Source organism: Amycolatopsis thermalba (genome assembly GCF_003385215.1).
Classification (GTDB): domain Bacteria; phylum Actinomycetota; class Actinomycetes; order Mycobacteriales; family Pseudonocardiaceae; genus Amycolatopsis_E; species Amycolatopsis_E thermalba.
In genome coordinates this window covers 24,417-46,653 of sequence record NZ_PQHW01000020.1, presented here as the reverse complement: position 1 = coordinate 46,653, position 22,237 = coordinate 24,417, and the positions used below count along the sequence as shown (strand labels likewise).

The following is a 22,237-nucleotide window of genomic DNA, read 5'->3' as shown; positions in this document are numbered from 1 at the left end:
AGGGGGTCTTCGTGCTTTCCCGGCGCACGCTGCTCGGCTCCGCGGCACTCGCCGGCGCGGCCACGCTCGCCGTGCCCGCGACCGCGGTCGCCGACACGTCCACCCCGCAGGGCTGGTTCGACTGGATCGCCCGGCACCGCGACCAGGTCGGCGCCTTGGCCGTGGACGCCGACGGGCGCCGGGTGGCGCACCGGCCGCACGCCCCGCAGGTCCTGGCGTCCACGATCAAGGTCGTGCACCTCGCCGCCTACGCCGCCGCGGTCGAGCATGGCCTGAACCCGGACGAGCCGGTGCGGCTCGGCGACTGGGAGGCGTTCTACCCGTTCGGCGGCGACGGCGGCGCCCACCTGTCCGCCCTCCGGGAACTCGGCATCCCGCACACGGACCGGGGCAACGCGCTCGACCCCGACGCGACGGTCCCGCTGGACCGGCTGGCCCGCGCGATGATCGTCTTCAGCGACAACGCCGCGGCGGACTACCTGCGCGACCGCCTCGGCGACCGGGCCCTGACCGCCGCGGCCGCCCGCGGCGGCTGGCTCCGGCCCGACCTCCGGTCGTTCTGCGGCGAGGTGCTCCTGCTGCTGTTCCCCGAGTTCCTCCCGCGCTCCCCCGCGCTGCGGCCCGCCGCGGGCGACCGGCTGGCGCGCCGGTTCGCCACCGAGCCGGCGTTCCGGGACGAGGTGCTCGCCCGCTTCCAGACCGCGCCGGGTGCCGACGCCCAGGTGGCCTGGACGCGCGGGCACGGGCGCGGGAGCGCGGCCGGGTTGTTCGCGATGCACCGCGCGCTCGCGTCCGGACGCTTCGGCGAGACCGTCGTGCGGCGGCACCTGGAGGAGCCCTTCGCCGCGCTCGTCCCGCCCGGCGCCGCGGCGGTCGCGTTCAAGGGCGGCAGCCTGCCGCGCGTGCTGACCGCCGGGATGACCGTGCGGTGGCCGGGCGGACGCGCCGCGACCCTCGCGCTCCTGCTCGACGACGTGGCCGACGCGGATTTCGCCCACCAGGGGCCGTTCGTGCGCGCCGGGCTCGCCGCACTGTCCACGCGGGAGGGTTTCGACGGGTTCGTGCGGGCACTGCGCGGCTGACCGTCATGCTGGGTCCGTGAACGACGACGTGCTCAACCGTCTGGCGGACCTGGAACGCCGGGTGGCCGCGCTGGAAAGCGGCGCCAGGGCGGACGGGACCGGTGTGGTCGCTTACCGCGGCCGCACCGAGGAGCCGCTCGAACTCGAGTGGGAGATCACCGTCACCCCGGCCCGCGCGCTGGCCCTGGACGACGGTCCGCGCGCGGAAGTCCTGGCGGCGCTGGGCAATCCGGCGCGCCTGGCGATCGTGCGGGCGCTGGCCGCGAGCGGGCCGCAGCCGGCCGCCGCCCTCCAGGAAGCCGCCGGCCTCGGCTCGACCGGGCAGCTCTACCACCACCTCAAAGCACTCACCGGCGCCGGGATCGTCGAGCCGGACAAGCGCGGCAGCTACCGGTTGCCCGCCCGCGCCACGATCCCGGTGCTCGTGCTGCTGACCGCGGCCGCCGACGTCGCCGGGCAACTGCGGTGAGGGAACGTGCGCGAACCGGCGGCGTGCGCAACCATCGGGGTATGCGAGTTCTGATCGCCGGCTCCAGCGGGCTCCTCGGCTCGGCGCTCGTCGCCGCGCTGCGCGACTCCGGGCACGACGTGCGCCGCCTGGTGCGGCGCCCGGCCCGGGCCGCGGACGAACACTCGTGGGACCCGCCGGCCGGGCGGATCGACGACCGCGCCTTCGAGGACGTCAGCACCGTCGTCAACCTGTGCGGCTCGCCGATGGGACTGCGGTGGAGCGCGGCCCGCAAGCAGATGATCCGGGACAGCCGCGTCGAGCCGACCGAGGTCCTCGCCGAAGCGGTCGCCGAGTACCGGATCCCGGCGCTGGTGAACGCCTCCGGCGTCGGCTACTACGGCGACACCGGCGACACGGTCGTCACCGAGGACTCGCCGCGGGGCGACGGCTTCCTGGCCGAGCTGTGCGAGGCGTGGGAGGAGGCGACGGCACCCGCGGCCGAGGCCGGTTCCCGCGTGGTCAACCTGCGCACCGGCCTGGTGCTCGCGAAGGGCGGCCTGATCGGGCCGCTGAAGCCGCTGTTCTGGCTCGGCCTGGGCGGGCGGCTCGGCGACGGCGGGCAGTACATGCCGTGGATCAGCCTGCGTGACCACGTGGCCGCGGTGCGGTTCCTCCTCGAACACGAGACGCTGTCCGGCCCGGTGAACCTGTGCAACCCGGAACCGGCGACCAACGCCGAGTTCACCCGCGCGCTCGGGCACGCGCTGCGTCGGCCGGCGCCGTGGTGGGTGCCCGGTTTCGCGCTGCGCGCCGCGCTCGGCGAGGTGGCCGACGAGATGGCGCTGATCTCGCAGCGCGCGGTCCCCGCGGTACTGGAGAAGGCCGGGTTCACGTTCGTGCACACCGACCTGGAGGGCGCACTGGCGGTGGCCCTGTGACCAGGTGGCTCCCGCTCGGCGGCGCGTTCTTCGTCCTGTTCCTCGGGCTGGGCGTGGCCGTCGCCCGGCCGCCGTACGCCGTCGACCGGGCCGTGGCGGGCCTGGTGCAGGGCTGGTGGCGGGACACCCCGGGCCGGGTGGCGCAGATCGTCAGCGACGTGTTCGGGCCGGTCGTGCCCGCGACGTTCGCGATCGCGCTGGCCATCGGGATCCTGGTGTGCTGGCGCCGCGGCATGCGCTACCAGGCCGGCGTCGGCCTGCGGGTGCTGGCCGTGCTCGCCACGACCCGGCTGGTGAGCGTGGTGTTCAAACCGCTGTTCGACCGTGACCGGCCGCGCGAGTACCCGGAGTTCAGCTACCCCAGCGGGCACGTGGTGTCGATCTCCAGCACCGGCCTCGCGGCGACGCTGCTGTGCCTGTGGCTGGCGCCGAAGCTGACGAAGTGGGTCGTGGTGTTCTTCTCGATCGCGACCGTGCTGTGCGCGGCCAGCCGGGTGGTGCTCGGGGTGCACTGGGTCAGCGACACCATCGGCGCCGTCCTCGGCGTGCTGGGCGTCGGGTTCGTCACCGGCTGGGCGGTGCGGTTGCTCCCGCCACAGCCCGTGCCGTCGCCGGCGCGGGCGGCGTAACCTGCCAGACGTGAGTCCACAGTCCTGCCGCGCCGCCGGCGCCCCCGTCACCGTCAAGAACGTCGGCACCATCGACTACCTGCGAGCCTGGGAGCTGCAGCGGGAGCTGGCGACCGCGCGGGCGGAGTGCGAAGAGGCGTCGGACACGCTCCTGCTGCTGGAGCACCCCTCGGTCTACACCGCGGGCAAGCGCACGGAGGAGTCCGACCGGCCCACCGACGGCACGCCGGTGATCGACGTCGACCGCGGCGGCAAGATCACCTGGCACGGCCCGGGACAGCTGGTCGGCTACCCGATCGTGAAGCTGGGCGACCCCATCGACGTCGTGCACTACGTGCGTCGCCTGGAGGAGGCGCTGATCCGGGTGTGCGACCAGTTCGGTGTCTACACCGGACGGGTCGAGGGCCGCAGCGGCGTGTGGGTGCCCGCCGACGAGCGCGGGCCGGAGCGCAAGATCGCGGCCATCGGCATCCGCGTGCAGCGCGGCGTGACGATGCACGGCTTCGAGCTGAACTGCAACGCCGACCTGACCGCGTTCGACAAGATCGTGCCGTGCGGGATCCGGGACGCCGGCGTGACGTCGCTGTCGTTCGAGCTGGAGCGGGACGTCCCGGTCGCCGAGGCGCTGCCCCTGGCCCGCGACGCGGTGCTGGCCGCGCTGGACGGCGAGCTGGCGGTGTCGGACGACCGGTGGCTGCGGCGCGAGGACTCGGCGCCCGCCGCGCCGGGCGTGACGTTCGCCCTCCGGCCCTGAGCCGCGCCCGGGGCCGGAGGACGCGCGGTCACAGCTGCGGGGCGACCTTCGACGCGATCAGCTCGAGGTGGTCCAGGTCGGACAGGTCCAGCACCTGCAGGTACAGCCGGGTGACGCCGGTGGCCTCGCGGAAGCGGCCGATCTTGTCGACCACCTCGTCGACGGTGCCGGCCAGGCCGTTCTGCTTCACCTCGCCGGTCTCGCGGCCGATGGCGGCGGCGCGGCGGGCGAACTCGGCGTCGTCCTTGCCGACGGCCACCACCTGAGCCGCGGACCGGATGATCTCCTGGGGGTCGCGGCCGATCTCGCGGCAGGCGGCGTCGACGCGCTCGAACTGGGCGGCGCCGGTGGCCGCGTCGACGAACGCGACGTTGAACTCGTTGGCGAAGCGCGCCGCCAGCGCCGGGGTGCGCTTCTTGCCGCCGCCGCCGATGATCACCGGCGGGCGCGGCGACTGGGCCGGCTTGGGCAGCCCGGGCGCGTCGGCGAGCTGGTAGTGCTTGCCGTCGAAGGAGAACGTCTCGCCCTCGGGGGTCTCCCACAGGCCGGTGATGATCTCCAGCTGCTCGGCGTAGAGGTCGAAGCGCTCCTTGATCTCCGGCATCGGGATGCCGTAGGCCTGGTGCTCGGCGTCGTACCAGCCGGAGCCGAGACCGAAGTCGACGCGGCCGCCGGACATCTGGTCGACCTGCGCCACGGAGATCGCCAGCACCGACGGGTGGCGGAAGGTGGCGGCGGTGACCAGCGTGCCCAGCCGGATGCGGGAGGTCTCGCGGGCCAGCGCGCCGAGGGTCACCCACGCGTCGGTCGGGCCGGGCAGCCCGGAGGCGGAACCCATCTTCAGGAAGTGGTCGGAACGGAAGAAGGCGTCGAAGCCGTTGTCCTCGGTCGCCTTGGCGACGCGCAGGAGATCGTCGTAGCTCGCGCCCTGCTGGGGCTCAGTGAAAATCCGAAGGTCCACGAGCCCACCCTAAGGAATATCCGGTGAACGGCTTGCGTGGCGGTGCGGGTGGCGGAACCTGAGGCGGCCCCTCGCTGTGGGATCGCCTCCTCATGAACGCCAGTTCACCACGTCGGCGCTGTCCTCGCGAGGAACCACCTCAGAACCCGCGGCGGTGCAAGCATGGCGGCGCGACGCAAAGGCTAGGCGGTGCGCCGAACCCGGTGCAGCAGCTGCACGATCACCGCTTCGATCTGGGCGCCGACCTTCTTCGGGTCCGGTGAGCTCGCGATCTCGGTCGCCGCGCTGTGCAGGGCTCCGAACAGCAGCCGCGCGGTGATCTCGACCGGGACCTCGTCCACCTCGCCCGCCTCGATCAGGTCCTCCAGGCTCGACCGGATCAGCCCGAAGCTCGCCCTGTCCTCGGCCTCCCGCCAGCGCTCCCAGCCCATCACCACCGGCGCCTCGTGGATCGCGATGCGCTGGTAGGCCGGGTCGAGGCAGCTGGAGATGAACTCGCGCAGCCCGGCCAGCGCCCGCTCCCACGGCGTGCCGCTGCCGCCCATGATCTCTTCCAGGCGCCCGAAGACCCGGCTCTCGACCTTCTCGAACGCCGCTTCGAAGAGCGCCTGCTTTCCACTGAAATGGTGATACAGGGCACCCTTGGTGACGCGGGCGCGCTTGGCGACCTCATCGAGCGAAGTGCTCGCGTAGCCCCGTTTGGTGAACAGCTCCACCGCGCTGTTCACCAGGGCCGACCGCGTGGACTCCGAATAGTCGAGACGCCTGGACCGCATTGTCACCACGCTCACAAGCTTACGCCGGTTTCCGTTTCCATACCCGTGGTATGTTCACTGTGTCGGCACCATACCGACAGTATGCTTCAAACCCAGAGTATGGCCGGGGTCACAACAGTGGAGGACCCATGAGCTGGAACGACTTCTACCGGCGGCGCGACATCCTGGACGCCGTCCTGACCGCGGCGGCCCGCGACCCGCGAGGCCCGCTGCCCTTCGAAGAGATCCCCGGAGCCGAGCAGGCCTTCGGCACGCGCGAGAACCTCATGGCCGCGCTGCACTACCGCTGGACCCAGCTGCTCAGCGGTCACCTGCGTGCCCAGACCGAGGGCGAGGACGACCACGTGGACGCGGTCAAGCGGGCGTTCACCGCTGCCGTGCGGCGCAACCGCGCGCTCTACGAGGTCGTCGCCACCCACCGGGACTCCTACCCCGCGCTGAAGACCGCGCACCGCGCCGAGCAGGCGATGCTCGCCGTCGCGGCCGGGCTCGCGGAGCCGGACGAGCCGGTGGAGGAGGTGGCCAAGGTCGGCGCCGCCTTCGAGGCCCTGCTGACCGAGGGCCCCGGCCTGCGTCCCGCGCGGCCGTTCAACCGCCTGCTGCGGATGCTGGCCCCGAGTGCGTGATCTTCCCTAGTATCCGGGCATGACAACCTGGACCGAGGCCGACATCCCCGACCAGACGGGCCGCACGGTGCTCGTCACCGGCGCGAACTCCGGCCTCGGTCTGCGAACCTCCCTCGTGCTGGCCGCCAAGGGCGCGCGCGTGCTGATCGCCTGCCGCAACCCGGAACGCGGTGAGCAGGCGCTGCGCACCGTTTCCGCGGCCGCGGCGGTCGCCCCCGAACTGATCTCCCTGGACCTGGCCGACCTCGCGTCGGTGCGCGCGGCCGCGCAGCGCACCGAGGAGATCACCGGCGGCAGGCTCGACGTCCTGATCAACAACGCCGGCCTGATGGCCGCGCCCAAGAGCCGCACCAAGGACGGTTTCGAGCTGCAGTTCGGCACCAACCACCTGGGGCACGCGGCACTGACCTGGCTGCTCATGCCCGCCCTGCGGCGCGGCACGGACGCCCGGGTGGTGACGCTGTCCAGCCTCGCCGCCACCGGTGGCCGCGTCGACTTCGACGATCCCGGCTTCGAGCACCGGCGCTACAACCCGGCCGCGGCGTACGCGCAGTCGAAGATCGCCAACCAGATCTTCGCGCTCGAACTGGACCGCCGCCTGCGCGCCGCCGGTGACGACGTGATCAGCGTGGCCGCCCACCCCGGCTACACGGCGACCAGCCTGAACTCGAACATGGCCAACGCGCAGGGCCACCCGGTCGTGCGCGCGATCGTCGGCGGGGTGACCTTCCTGGGTGACCTGCTCATCGCGCAGGGTGTCCGGACGGGCGCGCTGCCGTCACTGATCGCGGCCACCGCGCCGGACGTCAACGGCGGTGACTACATCGGCCCGCGCCTGTTCCGCGGCATCCGCGGCAACCCCACCGTGGTGCCGCCGCTGCGCCCCGCGCTGGACCGCGAGACCGGCCGCAAGCTGTGGGAGCTGACGGCCAAACTGACCAGCGTGACCCCCGACCCAGCGTAGGTCGTCGCCCCCTGCCGAGAGCGTACGCTGGGGCGCGTGACTGTTGTGCCTGAAGGTCGGAAACTGCTGCGGCTCGAGGTCCGCAACAGTGAAACCCCGATCGAGAAGAAGCCGTCCTGGATCAAGACCCGCGCGAAGATGGGGCCGGAGTTCACCGAGCTCAAAGGCCTGGTCCGCCGGGAGGGCCTGCACACGGTCTGCGAAGAGGCGGGCTGTCCCAACATCTACGAGTGCTGGGAGGACCGCGAGGCGACGTTCCTCATCGGCGGTGACCAGTGCACCCGCCGCTGCGACTTCTGCCAGATCGACACCGGCAAGCCGGCCGCGCTGGACCGCGAGGAGCCGCGCCGGGTCGCCGAAAGCGTTCAGGCGATGGGCCTGCGCTACTCGACCGTCACCGGTGTCGCCCGCGACGACCTCGATGACGGCGGCGCGTGGCTGTACGCCGAGACCGTCCGCCAGATCCACGCCCTCAACCCGGGCACCGGCGTCGAGCTGCTGATCCCGGACTTCAACGCCGACCCCGGCCAGCTGGCCGAGGTGTTCGGCTCCGCGCCCGAGGTGCTCGCGCACAACGTCGAGACCGTGCCGCGGATCTTCAAGCGCATCCGCCCCGGCTTCCGCTACGCGCGGTCGCTGGAGGTCATCACCCGCGCCCGCGAGGCCGGGCTGGTCACCAAGTCGAACCTGATCCTCGGCATGGGGGAAACCCCCGAGGAGGTCGAGCCGGCGATGCGCGACCTGGTGAACGCGGGCTGCGAGATCCTGACGATCACCCAGTACCTGCGCCCGTCGGTGCGGCACCACCCGGTGGACCGGTGGGTCAAGCCGGAGGAGTTCGTCGAGCACGCCAAGGTCGCCGAGGGCCTCGGGTTCGCCGGGGTGATGGCCGGGCCGCTGGTCCGCTCGTCCTACCGGGCCGGCCGGCTGTACGCCCAGACCAAGCGGCACCGCGGCGAGGCGCTGCCGGAGAACCTGGCCCACCTGGCCGAGGCCGGGCCCGCCGCCCAGGAGGCCAGCAGCCTCCTGACGCGCTGAAAGTCGGGGGAATTCCCTGACGAAAGTGCGCCGCGGGCCCGATACCGTGCACGGTAGTTTGAAGGGGTCAGCAGGGGCGTAACGGACAGGGGAATCGCACGTGGCGTTGGTAACCGACATCCTGGAATGGCTGCAGGCACTACCGCAGCCGGCGTTGGTCGGCGCGACGGGCGCGCTCGTGTTCGCCGAGTGCACGATCGGGCTGGGTTTCATCGCCCCGGGCGAGTCGGGACTGCTGGTCGCCGCGACCACGGCCAACACCGCGCCGCGGTTCCTGATCCTGTGGGCGGTGGTGTCGGTGTGCGCCACCCTCGGCGACTCGCTCGGGTACGCGATCGGGCGGAGGTTCGGGCCGCGGCTGCGGGAGACCAAGCTGATCCAGAAGTACGGCACCGACGCCTGGGACAAGGCGACCGACGTGCTGCACCGCAGAGGCGCGTGGGCGGTGTTCTTCGCGCGGTTCCTGCCGGTGATCCGGACGCTGACCCCGGCCGCGGCGGGCACCTCCGGCCTGGAGTTCCGGAAGTTCCTGCCGGCCGCGGCCGCGGGCGCGATCAGCTGGTCGCTGCTGCACATCAGCCTGGGCGCCGCCATGGGCGAGGCGGCCAAGCGCATCGAGGGCATGCTGAACACCGGCGGCCTGATCGTGGTCGGCGTCCTGGTCGCGGTGGGCGTGTTCTTCCTGCTGCGGTGGAAGAAGAAAAAGGCGATGGGCAAGCTCGAGCAGCGCACCACGGAGCCCAGCAAGGCCGAGTGAAGCAGCGCACGAACGCAGAACTCACCTCCCCGAACGCAGAACTCACCTCCCCGAGCGTGGGACTCGCGGTCACGAGCGTGGAACTCGCGGCAGCCGCGAGTCCCACGCTCCGGCGCGCGAGTCCCACGCTCCGGCGCGCGAGTTCTGCGTTGCGGCGCGCGAGTTCTGCGCTCGTGTGCGGTCAGCGGGCGGCGGCGATCAGCGCCTTCGCCGCGGCCACGTCGAGCGTCGCGTGCACACCGAAGTCCACGGTCGTCGTCGGCGTCGGTTCGGCCGGGCGGCGGGGTGCGGCGTGCACGTGCCGGACCCTGGTGGCGTCGAGCACCTGGCGGACGTTGTGCGGGCGGATCCCGCCGCACGCCATCACCGTCAGCCGGTCCCCGGCGGCCGCCGCCATCCGCGCCAGCACCGGCGCACCCTCCACCGCGGTCCTGGCCTGACCGGAGCTGAGCACGCGCCGCACGCCCAGCTCCGCCAGCACCTCCAGCGCCGCGAGCGGGTCCGCGCACACGTCGATCGCCCGGTGGAACGTCACCTCGCGGCCGTCCGCGGCGGCCACCAGCTCCCCGACCACGCCCCGGTCGACCTCGCCGGCCGCGGTCAGCGCCCCGACCACCACCCCCGGCGCCCCGGCCGCGACCGCGTGCCGGACGTCGGCGAGCATGGCGTCCACCTCGGCCGGCGCGTAGCGGAACCCGCCGTCCCGCGGGCGGATCAGCACGTGCACCTCGGCCAGCGCGCAGCGGGCCAGCGTGGCCGCGAGCAGCCCGGGGCCGGGCGTCAGTCCGCCGAGCGCCCCGGCGGCACACAGCTCGACGCGGTCCGCGCCGAGCCGGTCCGCGGCGATCGCACCATCCACCGTGTCCGTGCTCAGCTCGACGAAGGCCATCGCCGAGTAGTACCACGGCTCAGCCGGTCGCGTACCGCCGCGCGACGTTGTCCTCGGTGGACGCTCCCGCCCGCCAGTCGGCGATCCACGGCCCGGTGCCCTCGCTCGGGTCCAGCACACCCTCCTCGAGCCAGGTGTAGGCGCCGCCCAGGACCCGGTCGGTGAGCCGGCGGTCGGCGTCCTCGGTGTTGCGCCACAGGCCCTCGAACAGCACCTCGATCCGCACCCGCGCCTGACGGCAGAACACGTCGGCCAGCTCGTAGGCGGCCTCGCCCTCCCGCACGTCGTCCTCGCGCTGCATCTCCGCCCGCACGCACGCCGCGGACATGGCGAACAGCTCGGCGCCGATGTCGACGATCCGGCCCAGGAAGCCCTGCCGCTTCTCCAGCCCGGCCTGCCAGCGCGCCATCCCGTAGAACGTCGACCGCGCCAGCTTGCGCGCCGTGCGCTCGATGTAGCGCAGATGCGGCGCGAGCTGCCCGAACTCGGCGAACGACGTGGGCACCTGGCCGCGGCCGGTGACCAGCTGCGGCAGCCACTTCGCGTAGAACCCGCTGGCCTTGGCGGCGGCCTTGGCCTTGGCGGGCAGGTCCGCCTCCAGGTCGGCGAGCGCCCCGGCGGCGGCCAGGTGCGCGTCGACCGCTTCCCGCGCGATGAGCAGGTGCATGATCTCGGTGGAACCCTCGAAGATCCGGTTGATCCGCAGGTCGCGCACCAGCTGCTCGACGCCGGCCGCGCGTTCCCCGCGCGCGGCCAGCGACTGGGCGGTCTCGTACCCGCGGCCGCCGCGGATCTGCATCAGCTCGTCGGCGATCTTGCAGGACATCTCGCTGGCGTAGAGCTTCGCCAGCGCCGCCTCGATGCGGATGTCGTTGCGGCCCTCGTCGCTCATGTGCCCGGACAGCTCCTGCACGCTCTCCAGCGCGTACGTGGTCGCGGCGATGAACGAGATCTTGTTCGCCACCGCGGCGTGCCCGGCGATCGGCTTGCCCCACTGCACGCGCGCCGCGGACCACTCGCGGGCGATCTTGAGGCACCACTTGCCCGCGCCCGCGCACATCGACGGGATCGACAGCCGGCCGGTGTTCAGCGTCGCCAGCGCGATCTTCAGCCCCTTGCCCTCGCCGCCGACGACCGCGTCCGCGGGCACCCGGACCTGGTGGAAGCGGGTGACGCCGTTCTCGATGCCCCGCAGGCCCATGAACGCGTTGCGCCGCTCGACGGTGATGCCGGGCGAGTCCATCTCGACGATGAACGCGGTGATCCCGCCGGGGTGCCCCTCGCTGCGCGGCACGCGCGCCATGACGACGACCAGCTCGGCGACGACCCCGTTGGTGGTCCACAGCTTGACGCCGTCGAGCAGGTAGCCGCCGTCCTCGGTCGGGGTCGCGGTGGTGGCCAGGCGCGCCGGGTCGGAGCCGACGTCGGGTTCGGTGAGCAGGAAGGCGGTGACCGCGCCCTTCGCGCAGCGCGGCAGGAACTTCGCCTTCTGCTCGGGCGTGCCGGCCAGCTTGAGCGGTTCCGGCACGCCGATCGACTGGTGCGCCGACAGCAGCACGCCCAGCGTCGGGTGGACCGAGCGGCGCAGCGCGAGCGCGCGGTTGTAGGCGACCTGGGACAGCCCGAGCCCGCCGTACTCCTCGGGGATCTTGATGCCGAAGCAGCCCAGCTCGGCCAGGCCCTTCACGTACTCGTCGGGGATGCGCGACTCGCGTTCGATCACCGTGCCGTCGAGGGTCTCGGCGTACTCGCGCAGGCGGGTGAGGAACTGCTCGGCCTTCGCCGCGGCGGCCGGTTCGGCACGCGGGTGCGGGTGGACGAGGTCGAGCCGGAAGCGGCCGAGGTACAGCTCCTTGGCGAACGACGGCTTGCGCCAGCCGCTTTCCCGGGCCTCCTCGGCGACCGCGCGGGCTTCCTTCTCCGTCACCTTCGGCTGATCAGCCACCGGACACCTCCGCGCTACGCCGTCAATGGTTTGTGACCAGTGTTACTCGCTGGTAGTGCGGAAGGGAAGCCCCTTGCCCGAGGTGGTGAACGCCACCTGACCTCCGATGGCGACGCCGGGGAACGCGGAGCACCATGCGAGTGGAGGTGGTCCGATGCCCGAGGTCGACCTGCCCCGCCCGGTCGGGTTCGTGCTCGGCGGGGGCGGCAGCCTGGGGGCGATGCAGGTCGGGATGCTGCGTGCCCTCGGCGAGGCCGGGATCAAGCCCGACCTGGTGGTCGGCACGTCCGTGGGCTCGCTCAACGGCGCGGTGCTCGCGCTGGATCCGGACGACGCCGGCGAGCGGCTGCGCAAGACGTGGACCCACATGACCCGCCACGAGGCCTTCCCGGGCGGCGTCCTCAGCCAGGTCCGCACGCTGCGGCACAGCAAGACCCACCTGTTCCCGAACATCGGGCTGTCCACGATCGTCGACGACCACCTCGGTCCGGGCACCCGGTTCGAAGACCTGGCGCTGCCGCTGGGCGTGGTCGCCACCGAGGTGGACACCGCGGAGGCCCGGCTGTTCACCTCCGGCGACCTGCGGCCACCGCTGCTGGCGAGCGCGGCCATCCCGGGCATCTACCCGCCGGTCGAACACGACGGGCACCTGCTCTACGACGGCGGCCTGGTCGCGAACGTGCCGATGCGGCAGGCCCTCACGCTCGGCGCGCGGTCGCTGGTCGTGCTGGACTGCGCGTTCCCCGGTCAGATCCCGTCGCCACCGCAGACGTTCGCCGAGGTGCTCATGTACACCGCGATGGTGAGCATGCGGAACCAGGCCGTACTGGAGGCGCCGATCGCGGCCGCCGAGGTGCCGGTCGTCTACCTGCCCGGCCCGCGCCCGGTCCGCCTGAGCCCGTTGGACTTCAGCCGCACCGAAGACCTGACCGACCTCGCCTACCAGGCCGCGCGGATCTACCTGGACGGCCTCACCATCGACGGGCCGGGCCTCTACGGCGGCCCAGGCGTCAAGATCGGGTGAGCCCGCGGAAAACGCGGTGATCCGGACCACTCCGGTACAACAAACCGGGTGCGGGCGCGTCTATCCGGCGCGGTAGTTTTGCTTGCTCACCCACCATTTTCCCAAAAAGAGACCACATGACAGTCAAGAAGACTTTACTTTTCTCCCGCAGGGCGCCGATCGCGGCCGGACTGCTCGCCGTGGCACTCTTTCTTCCGGCCTGCACTTCCGGCAATTCCGGCAATTCAAACAACGGCACGGCCGGGCCCGCGGGTTCGAGCCAGGCGGCCGCGGTGACGGTGTCGATCGAGCCCGCGAACGCGACGAACATCAGCCCGGTCACACCGATCGTGGTGAAGGCGGCCAACGGCACGCTCACCGGCGTGACCGTCCAGAACACCGCCAAGCACACCACGGTGAAGGGCGAGTTCTCGGCCGACAAGACCACCTGGACCTCGTCGGAACCCCTGGGCTACGGCAGCACCTACGCCATCGACGCGCACGGCGCGGACAGCAGCGGCAAGACGGTCGAGCAGCAGGGCCAGGTGACCACGGTGTCGCCGTCGAAGCAGGCCAACCCGAACATGATCCCGGCGCCGGCCTCGGTGGCGCAGACCGGGGTCGGCGTCGGCCAGCCGATCGTCTTCCAGTTCACCTACGCGGTGAAGAACAAGGCGGACGTGGAAAAACAGCTGTCGGTGGTGTCGAATCCGCCGCAGGAGGGCAGCTGGTACTGGATCGACGACAAGAACGTGCACTACCGGCCGAAGGAGTACTGGCAGCCGGGCACCACGCTGACCGTTTCGGCGAAGATCTACGGCGTCGATTTCGGCAACGGCGTCTACGGCGCGGAGGACCGCACCGAGACCTACCACGTGCACGATTCCTGGATCGCGAAGGCCGACGGCAACACCGAGCAGATGCGGATCTTCCACAACGGCCAGGTGGTGAAGACCATGCCGATCTCGATGGGCAAGGACTCCACCCCGACCCACCTCGGCCCGCACGTGATTTCGTTCAAGGCCGAGAGCTACCACATGGACTCCTGCACCTACGGGGTCTGCAAGGGCGATCCGGGGTGGTACAGCTCCGACGAGAGGTGGTCCGAGCGCATCTCCAACGACGGCGAGTTCGTCCACGAGAACCCGAACAGCGTGGGCGCGCAGGGCAGTTCGAACGTCTCGCACGGGTGCATCAACCTCAACGCCGAGAACGCCGAGTGGTTCTTCCACAACCTGGGTCTCGGCGACGTGGTCGAGGTGACCAATTCCGGCGGGCAGCAGCTCCCGGTGTGGGACCTCTACGGCGACTGGGCGTTGTCGTGGGAGCAGTGGCAGCAGGGCAGCGCGCTGAAGTGAGCAGGTGGTGATCGCGGTTCCGGGACGGCACGATGGGGGCATGACCGCCCCGGAACTCGATCACGCGCGACTGCTCGTGGACGGCGCTTCGCGGATCGTCGCGCTCACCGGCGCCGGCGTCTCCACCGATTCGGGCATCCCGGACTTCCGGGGGCCGCAGGGGGTGTGGACGAAGAACCCGGCCGCGGAGAAGCTGTCGCACATCGACGACTACGTCGCCAGCCGCGAGGTGCGCGAGCAGTCCTGGCAGGCGCGGCTCGGCCACCCGGGCTGGTGGGCCCGGCCGAACGCCGCGCACCTGGCCCTGGTGGACCTGGAGCGGCAGGGCAGGCTGTCGGCGATCCTCACGCAGAACATCGACGGGCTGCACCAGAAGGCGGGCAACTCACCGGACCGGGTCGTCGAGCTGCACGGCACGATGGCCGACACGATCTGCCTGTCCTGCGACGACCGCCGCGACATGCACGAGACGCTGGACCGGGTGCGGGCCGGGGAGTCCGATCCGGAGTGCGAGGTCTGCGGCGGGATCCTGAAGTCCGCGACGGTGTCGTTCGGGCAGATGCTCGACCCGGAGGTGGTGGACCGCGCCCGGGAAGCCGCGATCACCTGCGATCTGATGCTGGCGCTGGGCAGCTCGCTGACCGTGCACCCGGACGCCGGGCTGGTGGACGTCGCCGCGGCCGCCGGGGCGCCGGTGATCATCGTGAACGCCTCCGAGACGCCCTACGACGACGTGGCGACCGCCGTGCTGCGCGAACCGCTGGGCGAGGTGCTGCCGAAGCTGGTCAGCCGCTGACCGGTTCGCCGTGGCCGGCGATCACCGTGGTCGCCACGAGCGCGGGGATCGGGAAGCCGATCACGATCGGACGGCACACCTGGCGGGTGGGCCCGGCTCCCCCTCGTCCGGGCCCACCGCGTGGGTGCCTTCTCACCGCCGTACGGTCCCCCGCGGACGCCGACGGTACCGGCCGGAGTGACCCTGAGTGTCCGATCTCGAGAGCCCGGAGCACGGTCCCCATCCCCGGGACCCGCTCCATCTCGCCACTGTCCGTAGCTGATACCCGGACCGTGAAGGCTAGACAAGGTTTACCCGGTCGCTCTCCGTAGAGCTAGCACCTTCAGGGAACTCTCACTCGTATGGAGCAGCAGTTGTGGCGCTGAGTAGTTGATCGTTCGAGCCCCGTGCTCGCCGGGTCCGCAGTTCCGCGATCGCGAGCGCCAGCGCGACGACGACGAACCCGACGGCGCACAGCAGCGACAGGGCGAGCGCGGCCGGGAAGTCGTTGTCCGAGGCGGGAAGGACCGCCCGGAACACGGACGCGAGCACCGCGGTGCCGATCGCCGTGCCGATCCGCTGCCCGGTCTGCAACGCTCCCCCGGCGACACCGGCCATGCGCATCGGCACGCTCTCCAGGGTGAGGGTCGTGTTGGGTGAAATCACCATGCCACCCCCGATCCCGGCGACCAGCAGCGGCAACGCGACCACCAGCCCGAGGTCCCGCCCCGGCGCGAGCCACGCCAGCAGCGCCACGACGCCCAGCCCCAGCGCGACGAGGAACAGGCCGGCGACGGTGAGACGGCGGCCCCACCGCGCGACGAGACGCCCGGCCACGGCCGCGGACACCGCCGCGCCGACCGCGAACGGGGTCACCGCCAGCCCGGACTGCAGCGGCGTGTACCCCAGGCCCTGCTGGAAGAACATCGCGAACACCAGCCAGATCCCGGCGAACCCGCAGAAGTAGACCGCGCCGATCGCGGCACCCGGCGTGTAGCCGGGGGTTTCGGTGAACAACCGGACGTCCATCAGCGGCGGGCGGTCGTGCCGCACGACGCGTCGCTCCCAGCGGACGAACGCGAACCCGAGCGCGGCCGCGACCGGGAACAGCCACCACAGCCGCCGCGGACCGTCCTGTTCGGACTCCACCAGCGGCAGGAGCACGCACAACACGGCGAGCCCGAGCAGCAGCACACCGAGGAAGTCGATCTCCGAGCGCAGCCGCGCGGGACGGCCCCGCGCGGGCGGCAGCAACCGCAGCGCCAGGACGAACGCGAGCGCGCCGATCGGCACGTTGACGAAGAACACCCAGCGCCAGCCGTGCTCCTCCCCGAACACGGCGAGGATGAGTCCGCCCAGCACCGGGCCGACCGCCGTGGAGATGCCCACGACCGACCCGAACAGGCCGAACGCCCGGCCGCGCTCGGCACCTTGGAACAGGTCCTGGATGAGACCGGAGTTCTGCGGCGTGAGCATCCCGGCCGCGCACCCCTGCAACAGCCGGGCGACCACCAGCACCTCACCCGTCGGCGCGGCCCCGGCGAACGCGCTCATCGCGACGAACGCCGCCAGCGCGATGAGGAACATCCGGCGCCTGCCCAGCGCATCACCCAGACGGCCACCGGAGACCAGGACCAGGCCGAAGGTGAGCGCGTACCCGGAAACGACCCACTGTGCGGTGCCGGCGTCCCCGCCGATGCCCCGCTGGATCGAGGGCAGGGCGACGTTGACGATGCTGACGTCCAGCAGGCCCATGAAGCCCGCGGTGAGACTGACGGCGAGGGCCTTCCAGCGGCGCGGGTCTGGTTGCCGGGTGAGGGTCACCTGTCCATGGTGACTTGTGGTTGCTGATGGCGCGCGCTTTGGAGCCGCTACGCGGGTGTTTGCGCTGCACGCGGCTGAAAGCGCCGGCTTCGCTTCGCTACGCCCGGATCTGCCCCTACCGAACCCGGTCTTTCAGTGTTCGGTTGCCGAGAAGCGGCGTCAAGGCTGGAAAGAGTACCTTGACCCCGCTGCTCGGCAACCGATTTGGGCTGGGGATCGGGTTGCGGGAGAGGTGTGGCTCGGGCGGTGGGGCCGCTTGCGTTGCCGAGTGGCGGTTTGGGTGGGTTGTTGTTCTGTCAGGTGCCTGCGGTGATGCCGGGGATGCCCTTCAGTTCGCCCATCAGCATGGAGCTGACCTTGACCGGGTAGTCGTAGAGGGCGAACGTCGTCTCGCGTTGTTTGCCCACCAGCTTCAGCCGGACGGGTGTTTCGCCGCGGTGGGCGAGCAGCGTCGACTTCAGCTCGCCGACCACGCTCTTGTCCAGGCGTTCCGCGGTGCACCGCAGCACGAGCGGGGGCTCGTCCTCCCCGTTGCCGATCTCGGACAGGTCCAGTGGTACCAGGCCGCCGCCGAACACCGACATCTTGTCCTCGCGCCAGTTGACCCGGCCCTTGACCAGGACGGCGTTGTCCTCGATCAGGTCCGCCGAGAACATGGCGTAGGCCTTGGGGAAGAACAGGACTTCCAGCGAGGCGTCCATGTCCTCCACCGTGCAGATGGCCCAGGGTTCACCCTTCTTGTTGACCCGCCGCTCCAGCGAGGTGATCAGGCCGGAGATGACCAGCTCACCTTCCTTGGGCGGGTTGTCCAGGATCGCCGCGATCGGACGCGGGGCGTGCTTGCGCAGGATCCGCTCGGCGCCGTCCAGCGGATGCGCCGAGACGTACAGGCCCAGCATCTCCCGCTCGTAAGCCAGCAACTGCTTGCGTGGCCATTCCTCGTCGCCGAACTTCAGGTGCGCCAGCGGCGACGACGACGGTGCGGCTTCGGCCGCGTCGCCGTCTCCGCCGAAGGCCCCGAACAGGTCGAACTGGCCCATCGCCTCCTGGCGCTTGAGCGGCACGACCGCGTCGACCGCGTCCTCGTGGACCTGGATCATCGACAGGCGGGTGTTGCCGAGCGAGTCGAACGCACCGGCCTTGATCAGGGATTCGATGACCCGTTTGTTGCAGGCCACCAGCTCCGACTTGTCGAGGAAGTCGGTGAAGGAGGTGTACTTGCCCTTCTCCTGACGGGTCTTGATGATCGATTCGACGACGTTGGCGCCGACGTTGCGCACCGCGCCCATGCCGAAGCGGATGTCGTTGCCGACCGCGGCGAAGCGCTGGCCCGACTCGTTGACGTCCGGCGGCAGCACCTTGATCCCGAGCCGGCGGCACTCCGACAGGTAGACCGCGGACTTGTCCTTGTTGTCACCCACCGAGGTGAGCAACGCCGCCATGTACTCCGCGGTGAAGTTCGCCTTGAGGTACGCCGTCCAGTACGACACCAGGCCGTACGCGGCCGCGTGGCTCTTGTTGAACGCGTACCCGGCGAACGGGAGGATCGTGTCCCACAGCGCCTGGATGGCCTCGTCGGAGAAGCCGCCGGGAACGAGGTCGCTGGCCTTCATCCCCGCGGCGAAGCCCTCGAACTCCTTGTCGAGGACCTCCTTCTTCTTCTTGCCCATCGCGCGGCGCAGCACATCCGCTCGGCCCATCGAGTAGCCGGCGACCTTCTGCGCGATGTGCATGATCTGCTCCTGGTAGACGATCAGGCCGTAGGTGTCGGCCAGGATCTCCTTCAGGGGCTCTTCCAGCTGGGGGTGGATCGGCTTGACCTGCTGCCGGTTGTTCTTCCGGTCGGCGTAGTCGTTGTGGGCGTTCATGCCCATCGGACCGGGCCGGTACAGCGCGCCGACCGCGACGATGTCGTCGAACACCGTCGGCTGCATGCGGCGCAGCAGGTCCCGCATCGGGCCACCGTCCAGCTGGAACACGCCGAGCGTGTCACCGCGGGAGAGCAGCTTGTAGGTCTCCGGGTCGTCGACGCCCAGGGTGTCCAGGTCGATCTCGATGCCGCGGTTGGCCTTGATGTTGTCGATCGCGTCGCCGATGACGGTGAGGTTGCGCAGGCCCAGGAAGTCCATCTTCAACAGGCCGATGGCCTCACAGGAGGGGTAGTCCCATCCGGTGATGATCGATCCGTCGTCGCGCTGCCACAGCGGGATGGCGTCCATCAGCGGCTCGCTGGACATGATGACCGCGCAGGCGTGCACGCCGGCGTTGCGGATCAGGCCCTCGATCCCGCGTGCGGTGTCGAAGATCGTGGAGACCTCTTCGTCGGTCTCGATCAGCGTGCGGACCTCGGCCGCCTCGCCGTAGCGCTCGTGCTGCGGGTCCACGATGCCCGACAGCGGGATGTCCTTGGCCATGATCGGCGGCGGCAGCGCCTTGGAGATCTTGTCCGCGATCGCGTAGCCCGGCTGACCGAAGTGGACCCGGGCGGCGTCCTTGATCGCCGCCTTGGTCTTGATGGTGCCGAACGTGATGACCTGGGCGACCTTGTCCGCGCCGTACTTCTCGGTGGCGTAGCGGATCATCTCGCCGCGGCGGCGGTCGTCGAAGTCGATGTCGATGTCGGGCATCGACACGCGCTCGGGGTTGAGGAACCGCTCGAACAGCAGCTTCTGCGGGATCGGGTCCAGGTTCGTGATGCCCAGGACGTAGGCGACCAGCGAACCCGCCGCCGAACCACGGCCCGGGCCGACCCGGATGCCGACCTTGCGGGCGTAGTTGATGAGGTCGGCGACGACGAGGAAGTAGGCCGGGAAGCCCTTGCCGATGATGACCTCGAGCTCCATGTCCAGCCGCTCGCGGTACCCCTCCGGTGCGCCGTCGGGGAACCGCCACGCCAGGCCGCGGTCGACCTCGGCGCGCAGCCAGGACGCCTCGTCGTGGCCCTCGGGCACCTCGAAGACCGGCATGCGGTCCTTGTGGGTGTAGACGTCTTCGTAGGACTGGACGCGTTCGGCGATGAGCAGGGTGGAGTCGGCGGCGCCGGGCACCTCGGTGTCCCAGTACTCGCGCATCTCCGCGGCCGACTTCAGGTAGTAACCGTCGCCGTCGAACTTGAACCGGTTCGGGTCGTTGAGCGTCTTGCCCGACTGCACGCACAGCAACGCCGAATGCGAGGCGGCCTGGTCCTTGGTGACGTAGTGCGAGTCGTTGGTGGCCAGCGGCTTGAGGTCGAGCAGCTTGCCGATCTCCAGCAGCCCCTCCCGCACCGACCGCTCGATCGGCAGGCCGTGGTCCATCAGCTCCAGGAAGAAGTTGTCCGCCCCGAAGATGTCCTTGTAGTCCGAGGCCGCCTGGATCGCCTCGGCCTTCTGACCCAGCCGCAACCGCGTCTGCACCTCACCCGACGGGCAGCCGGTGGTGGCGATGATGCCGGAGGCGTTCTCCGCGATCAGCTCCCGGTCCATCCGCGGCTTGCGGTAGTACCCCTGCATCGAAGCCAGCGACGACAGCTTGAACAGGTTCCGCAGACCCGTCGCGTTCTCCGCCAGCATCGTCATGTGGGTGTAGGCACCACCACCGGAGACGTCGCCGCCCTCACCGAACTCGTCCGAGCCCCGCTGCGACGCCTGCCCCCAGAACACCGGCTTCTTGTGGAACCGCGACTCCGGCGCGATGTAGGCCTCGATGCCGATGATCGGTTTCAGCCCGGCCTTGCGCGACTGCTGGTAGAACTCGTCCGCCCCGTACATGTTGCCGTGGTCGGTCATCCCGACCGCGGGCATGCCGAGACGACTCGCCTCGGCGAACAGCGGGGCGATCTTCGCCGCACCGTCGAGCATCGAGTACTCGGTGTGCACGTGCAGGTGGACGAAGGAATCGTTCGACACCAGCAAGAACCTCCCCTGTGTTGCGCGCTGACTCCCGGCCTGGAGGATCAGCGTAGCTCGCGGCACCGACAAAAAATCGCCGACGTGCCGAGCGAAGTTTATTTGACCTCTAGTTCCAGTTTGAGCTACGGTCGCGGCGTGGCGAGAGCGAAGGCCTTCGACGTGGACGTGGCCGTGGACCGGGCGATGGAGGTCTTCTGGGCGAACGGGTTCGGCGGCACCACGCCCCAGCAGCTGGTCGACGCGCTGGGCATCGGCCGCGGCAGCCTGTACAACGCGTTCACCAGTAAGCACGCCCTCTACGAGCGGGCGCTGCGGCGCTACTACGAGCGGGAGACCGTCCGGCTGATCGAGATCCTGGACGGGCCGGGGCCGGCCCGCGAGCGGCTGCGCGCGGCGGTCGGGCTCGTCGTCGAGGCGGCCCGCGAAGACCGGCGGGGCTGCATGATGGCCAACGCCGCGGTCGAGTTCGGCGAGGCCGACGAGGTGGTCAACCACCTGGTGCGGCGCACCTTCGAACGGCAGGAGGCGGCCTTCCGCAGCACCATCGAGGAGGGGCAGCGAGCGGGCGACATCGATCCCGACGCCGACGCCGGCGCGCTCGCGGCGTTCCTGCTCACCACCATCAACGGCATCCGCGTGCTGGCCAAGGCCGACCCCGACCCGCGACGGCTGGCGGGCCTCGCCGAGACGGCGTTGCGCGCGCTCTGAACCCACCTGCTGGCGGCGCGCCGTGCGCTGCGCTCATTTTGTAACTCTAGTTCAAGAAAGAGAGAACACGTGGACCTGCAGCTGGAGGGCAAGACGGCGGTCGTGACCGGCGCGAGCAAGGGGATCGGGCTGGCGATCGTCCGGGCGCTGGCCGCCGAGGGCGTGACCGTGTTCGCGGCGGCACGCACGGTGAGCGAGGGCATCCCGGTCCGGGCCGACCTGACCACCCCCGAGGGGGTGACGCTGCTCGCCGAACGCGCCGGGGACGTGGACATCCTGGTCAACAACCTCGGCGGGGTGACCACGACCAGCATGCGGGCCGGCGGTTTCCTCGACATCGACGACGAGGCGTGGCAGCGGACGTTCGAGCTGAACCTGTTCGCCACCGTGCGGGTGACCCGGGCGCTGCTGCCCGGGTTGCTGCGGCGGCGTGGAGTCGTGATCAACATCTCGTCGATCGGCGCGCGTGCGGCGTTCCCGCCGGTGGATTACGGCACGGCCAAGGCGGCGCTGACGAACCTGACGAAGGCGCTGGCGGAGGAGTTCGGCTCGCGCGGCCTGCGTGCGCTCACGGTCAGCCCGGGCCCGACGCGGACCGCCAACTGGGCCGACCCGGACGGGTACGCGGGTGAGCTGGCGGCCGCCGCGGGCGTCCCGCTGGCCGAGTACCTGGCCGGCGTACCGGCCGCGATGGGCATCACGACCGGCAGGCTGACCGAGCCCGAGGAGACGGCCGCGCTGGTGACGTTCCTCGCCTCGCCGCGGTCGGGCAACCTGACCGGCGCCGACTACCTGGCCGACGGCGGGGTGATCAAGACCGTGTAGTGACGAGCATCCGCTTGACAGGGTGGAAGCGGCGCGGCGAGCCT

General features: G+C 71.0%; 21 protein-coding genes. 14 read left to right on the top strand and 7 right to left on the bottom strand.

The features are described from left to right. The first annotated feature begins 11 nt into the window (after positions 1–11). Genes D0D15_RS11355 through lipB form a run of 5 tightly spaced genes read left to right on the top strand, consistent with a single transcriptional unit; the run spans position 12 to position 3,854 of the window. Positions 12–1,082 carry a serine hydrolase gene (locus D0D15_RS11355; RefSeq protein WP_094004317.1) on the top strand — a complete coding sequence of 357 codons (1,071 nt, stop codon included), beginning with the start codon at positions 12–14 and terminating at the stop codon, positions 1,080–1,082. A gap of 16 nt (positions 1,083–1,098) precedes the next feature. Continuing rightward, the gene (locus tag D0D15_RS11350) at positions 1,099–1,551 is read left to right on the top strand and encodes an ArsR/SmtB family transcription factor (RefSeq protein WP_094004316.1); all 453 of its coding nucleotides are present in this window, start codon (positions 1,099–1,101) and stop codon (positions 1,549–1,551) included. Positions 1,552–1,592: 41 nt separating this feature from the next. Beyond that, positions 1,593–2,471, top strand: coding sequence for a TIGR01777 family oxidoreductase (locus D0D15_RS11345; RefSeq protein ID WP_094004315.1), 879 nt, complete (start codon positions 1,593–1,595; stop codon positions 2,469–2,471). Then, positions 2,468–3,100, top strand: a complete 633-nt coding sequence (locus tag D0D15_RS11340) for a phosphatase PAP2 family protein (protein ID WP_094004314.1) — start codon at positions 2,468–2,470, stop codon at positions 3,098–3,100. The genes D0D15_RS11345 and D0D15_RS11340 overlap by 4 nt, the downstream gene beginning before the upstream one ends. 10 nt (positions 3,101–3,110) lie before the next feature. Continuing rightward, complete coding sequence (gene lipB, locus D0D15_RS11335) at positions 3,111–3,854, top strand: lipoyl(octanoyl) transferase LipB (protein ID WP_369806775.1); 744 nt, start codon at positions 3,111–3,113, stop codon at positions 3,852–3,854. A gap of 28 nt (positions 3,855–3,882) precedes the next feature. Here the strand turns inward: lipB and D0D15_RS11330 are convergent, their stop codons facing one another. Together D0D15_RS11330 and D0D15_RS11325 are read right to left on the bottom strand one after the other, a co-directional pair. Next, the gene (locus tag D0D15_RS11330; RefSeq protein WP_094004312.1) at positions 3,883–4,815 is read right to left on the bottom strand and encodes an LLM class F420-dependent oxidoreductase; all 933 of its coding nucleotides are present in this window, start codon (positions 4,813–4,815) and stop codon (positions 3,883–3,885) included. Between the two features lie 182 nt (positions 4,816–4,997). Then, positions 4,998–5,591, bottom strand: coding sequence for a TetR/AcrR family transcriptional regulator (locus tag D0D15_RS11325; protein WP_094004311.1), 594 nt, complete (start codon positions 5,589–5,591; stop codon positions 4,998–5,000). Between the two features lie 128 nt (positions 5,592–5,719). On the opposite strand from D0D15_RS11325, the gene D0D15_RS11320 reads away from it, so the two are divergent. The 4 genes from D0D15_RS11320 (at position 5,720) to D0D15_RS11305 (ending at position 8,976) form a co-directional block, all read left to right on the top strand. Further along, a complete protein-coding gene (locus D0D15_RS11320; protein ID WP_094004310.1) occupies positions 5,720–6,217 on the top strand; it encodes a hypothetical protein in 498 nt (165 codons plus the stop codon). A gap of 19 nt (positions 6,218–6,236) precedes the next feature. Then, the gene (locus tag D0D15_RS11315; protein WP_094004309.1) at positions 6,237–7,181 is read left to right on the top strand and encodes an oxidoreductase; all 945 of its coding nucleotides are present in this window, start codon (positions 6,237–6,239) and stop codon (positions 7,179–7,181) included. A gap of 36 nt (positions 7,182–7,217) precedes the next feature. Then, positions 7,218–8,219 (top strand): lipoyl synthase, encoded by a 1,002-nt coding sequence (gene lipA, locus D0D15_RS11310; RefSeq protein WP_094004308.1) that lies wholly within the window; start codon positions 7,218–7,220, stop codon positions 8,217–8,219. A gap of 100 nt (positions 8,220–8,319) precedes the next feature. Beyond that, complete coding sequence (locus tag D0D15_RS11305) at positions 8,320–8,976, top strand: DedA family protein (RefSeq protein WP_094004307.1); 657 nt, start codon at positions 8,320–8,322, stop codon at positions 8,974–8,976. Positions 8,977–9,157: 181 nt separating this feature from the next. Here D0D15_RS11305 and D0D15_RS11300 read toward each other — a convergent pair whose 3' ends face one another. Further along, positions 9,158–9,865, bottom strand: coding sequence for a copper homeostasis protein CutC (locus tag D0D15_RS11300; RefSeq protein WP_094004306.1), 708 nt, complete (start codon positions 9,863–9,865; stop codon positions 9,158–9,160). Between the two features lie 19 nt (positions 9,866–9,884). Beyond that, positions 9,885–11,810 carry an acyl-CoA dehydrogenase family protein gene (locus D0D15_RS11295; protein ID WP_115944413.1) on the bottom strand — a complete coding sequence of 642 codons (1,926 nt, stop codon included), beginning with the start codon at positions 11,808–11,810 and terminating at the stop codon, positions 9,885–9,887. Positions 11,811–11,964: 154 nt separating this feature from the next. Between D0D15_RS11295 and D0D15_RS11290 the strand changes: the two genes are divergently transcribed. Continuing rightward, positions 11,965–12,834 (top strand): patatin-like phospholipase family protein, encoded by an 870-nt coding sequence (locus tag D0D15_RS11290; protein WP_094004304.1) that lies wholly within the window; start codon positions 11,965–11,967, stop codon positions 12,832–12,834. Here D0D15_RS11290 and D0D15_RS37785 read toward each other — a convergent pair. Continuing rightward, positions 12,821–13,219 carry a hypothetical protein gene (locus D0D15_RS37785; protein ID WP_420836369.1) on the bottom strand — a complete coding sequence of 133 codons (399 nt, stop codon included), beginning with the start codon at positions 13,217–13,219 and terminating at the stop codon, positions 12,821–12,823. The genes D0D15_RS11290 and D0D15_RS37785 overlap by 14 nt on opposite strands. Here D0D15_RS37785 and D0D15_RS11285 point away from each other — a divergent pair. Together D0D15_RS11285 and D0D15_RS11280 are read left to right on the top strand one after the other, a co-directional pair. Continuing rightward, positions 13,107–14,171, top strand: a complete 1,065-nt coding sequence (locus tag D0D15_RS11285; protein ID WP_425266782.1) for a L,D-transpeptidase — start codon at positions 13,107–13,109, stop codon at positions 14,169–14,171. The two genes, D0D15_RS37785 and D0D15_RS11285, sit on opposite strands and share 113 nt — an antisense overlap. 40 nt (positions 14,172–14,211) lie before the next feature. After that, positions 14,212–14,967 carry an SIR2 family NAD-dependent protein deacylase gene (locus D0D15_RS11280; RefSeq protein ID WP_115944412.1) on the top strand — a complete coding sequence of 252 codons (756 nt, stop codon included), beginning with the start codon at positions 14,212–14,214 and terminating at the stop codon, positions 14,965–14,967. Positions 14,968–15,300: 333 nt separating this feature from the next. Here the strand turns inward: D0D15_RS11280 and D0D15_RS11275 are convergent, their stop codons facing one another. Both D0D15_RS11275 and dnaE read right to left on the bottom strand, forming a co-directional pair. Continuing rightward, positions 15,301–16,701, bottom strand: a complete 1,401-nt coding sequence (locus D0D15_RS11275; protein ID WP_233157129.1) for an MFS transporter — start codon at positions 16,699–16,701, stop codon at positions 15,301–15,303. 365 nt (positions 16,702–17,066) lie between these two features. Then, a complete protein-coding gene (dnaE, locus tag D0D15_RS11270) occupies positions 17,067–20,657 on the bottom strand; it encodes a DNA polymerase III subunit alpha (RefSeq protein ID WP_094004301.1) in 3,591 nt (1,196 codons plus the stop codon). 138 nt (positions 20,658–20,795) lie between these two features. On the opposite strand from dnaE, the gene D0D15_RS11265 reads away from it, so the two are divergent. Further along, positions 20,796–21,368: a TetR/AcrR family transcriptional regulator gene (locus tag D0D15_RS11265; RefSeq protein ID WP_094004300.1), complete on the top strand. Its 573-nt coding sequence runs from the start codon at positions 20,796–20,798 to the stop codon at positions 21,366–21,368. A gap of 69 nt (positions 21,369–21,437) precedes the next feature. Beyond that, positions 21,438–22,193, top strand: a complete 756-nt coding sequence (locus D0D15_RS11260; protein ID WP_094004299.1) for an SDR family oxidoreductase — start codon at positions 21,438–21,440, stop codon at positions 22,191–22,193. Positions 22,194–22,237 lie beyond the last annotated feature (44 nt).

Coding starts and splice junctions, on each gene's coding strand:
- D0D15_RS11345 (WP_094004315.1), top strand. CDS start 1,593: ATGCGAGTTCTGATCGCCGGCTCCAGCGGGCTCCTCGGCTCGGCGCTC.
- D0D15_RS11325 (WP_094004311.1), bottom strand. CDS start 5,591: ATGCGGTCCAGGCGTCTCGACTATTCGGAGTCCACGCGGTCGGCCCTG.
- D0D15_RS11320 (WP_094004310.1), top strand. CDS start 5,720: ATGAGCTGGAACGACTTCTACCGGCGGCGCGACATCCTGGACGCCGTC.
- D0D15_RS11315 (WP_094004309.1), top strand. CDS start 6,237: ATGACAACCTGGACCGAGGCCGACATCCCCGACCAGACGGGCCGCACG.
- D0D15_RS11300 (WP_094004306.1), bottom strand. CDS start 9,865: ATGGCCTTCGTCGAGCTGAGCACGGACACGGTGGATGGTGCGATCGCC.
- D0D15_RS11290 (WP_094004304.1), top strand. CDS start 11,965: ATGCCCGAGGTCGACCTGCCCCGCCCGGTCGGGTTCGTGCTCGGCGGG.
- D0D15_RS11280 (WP_115944412.1), top strand. CDS start 14,212: ATGACCGCCCCGGAACTCGATCACGCGCGACTGCTCGTGGACGGCGCT.
- D0D15_RS11275 (WP_233157129.1), bottom strand. CDS start 16,701: ATGGGCCTGCTGGACGTCAGCATCGTCAACGTCGCCCTGCCCTCGATC.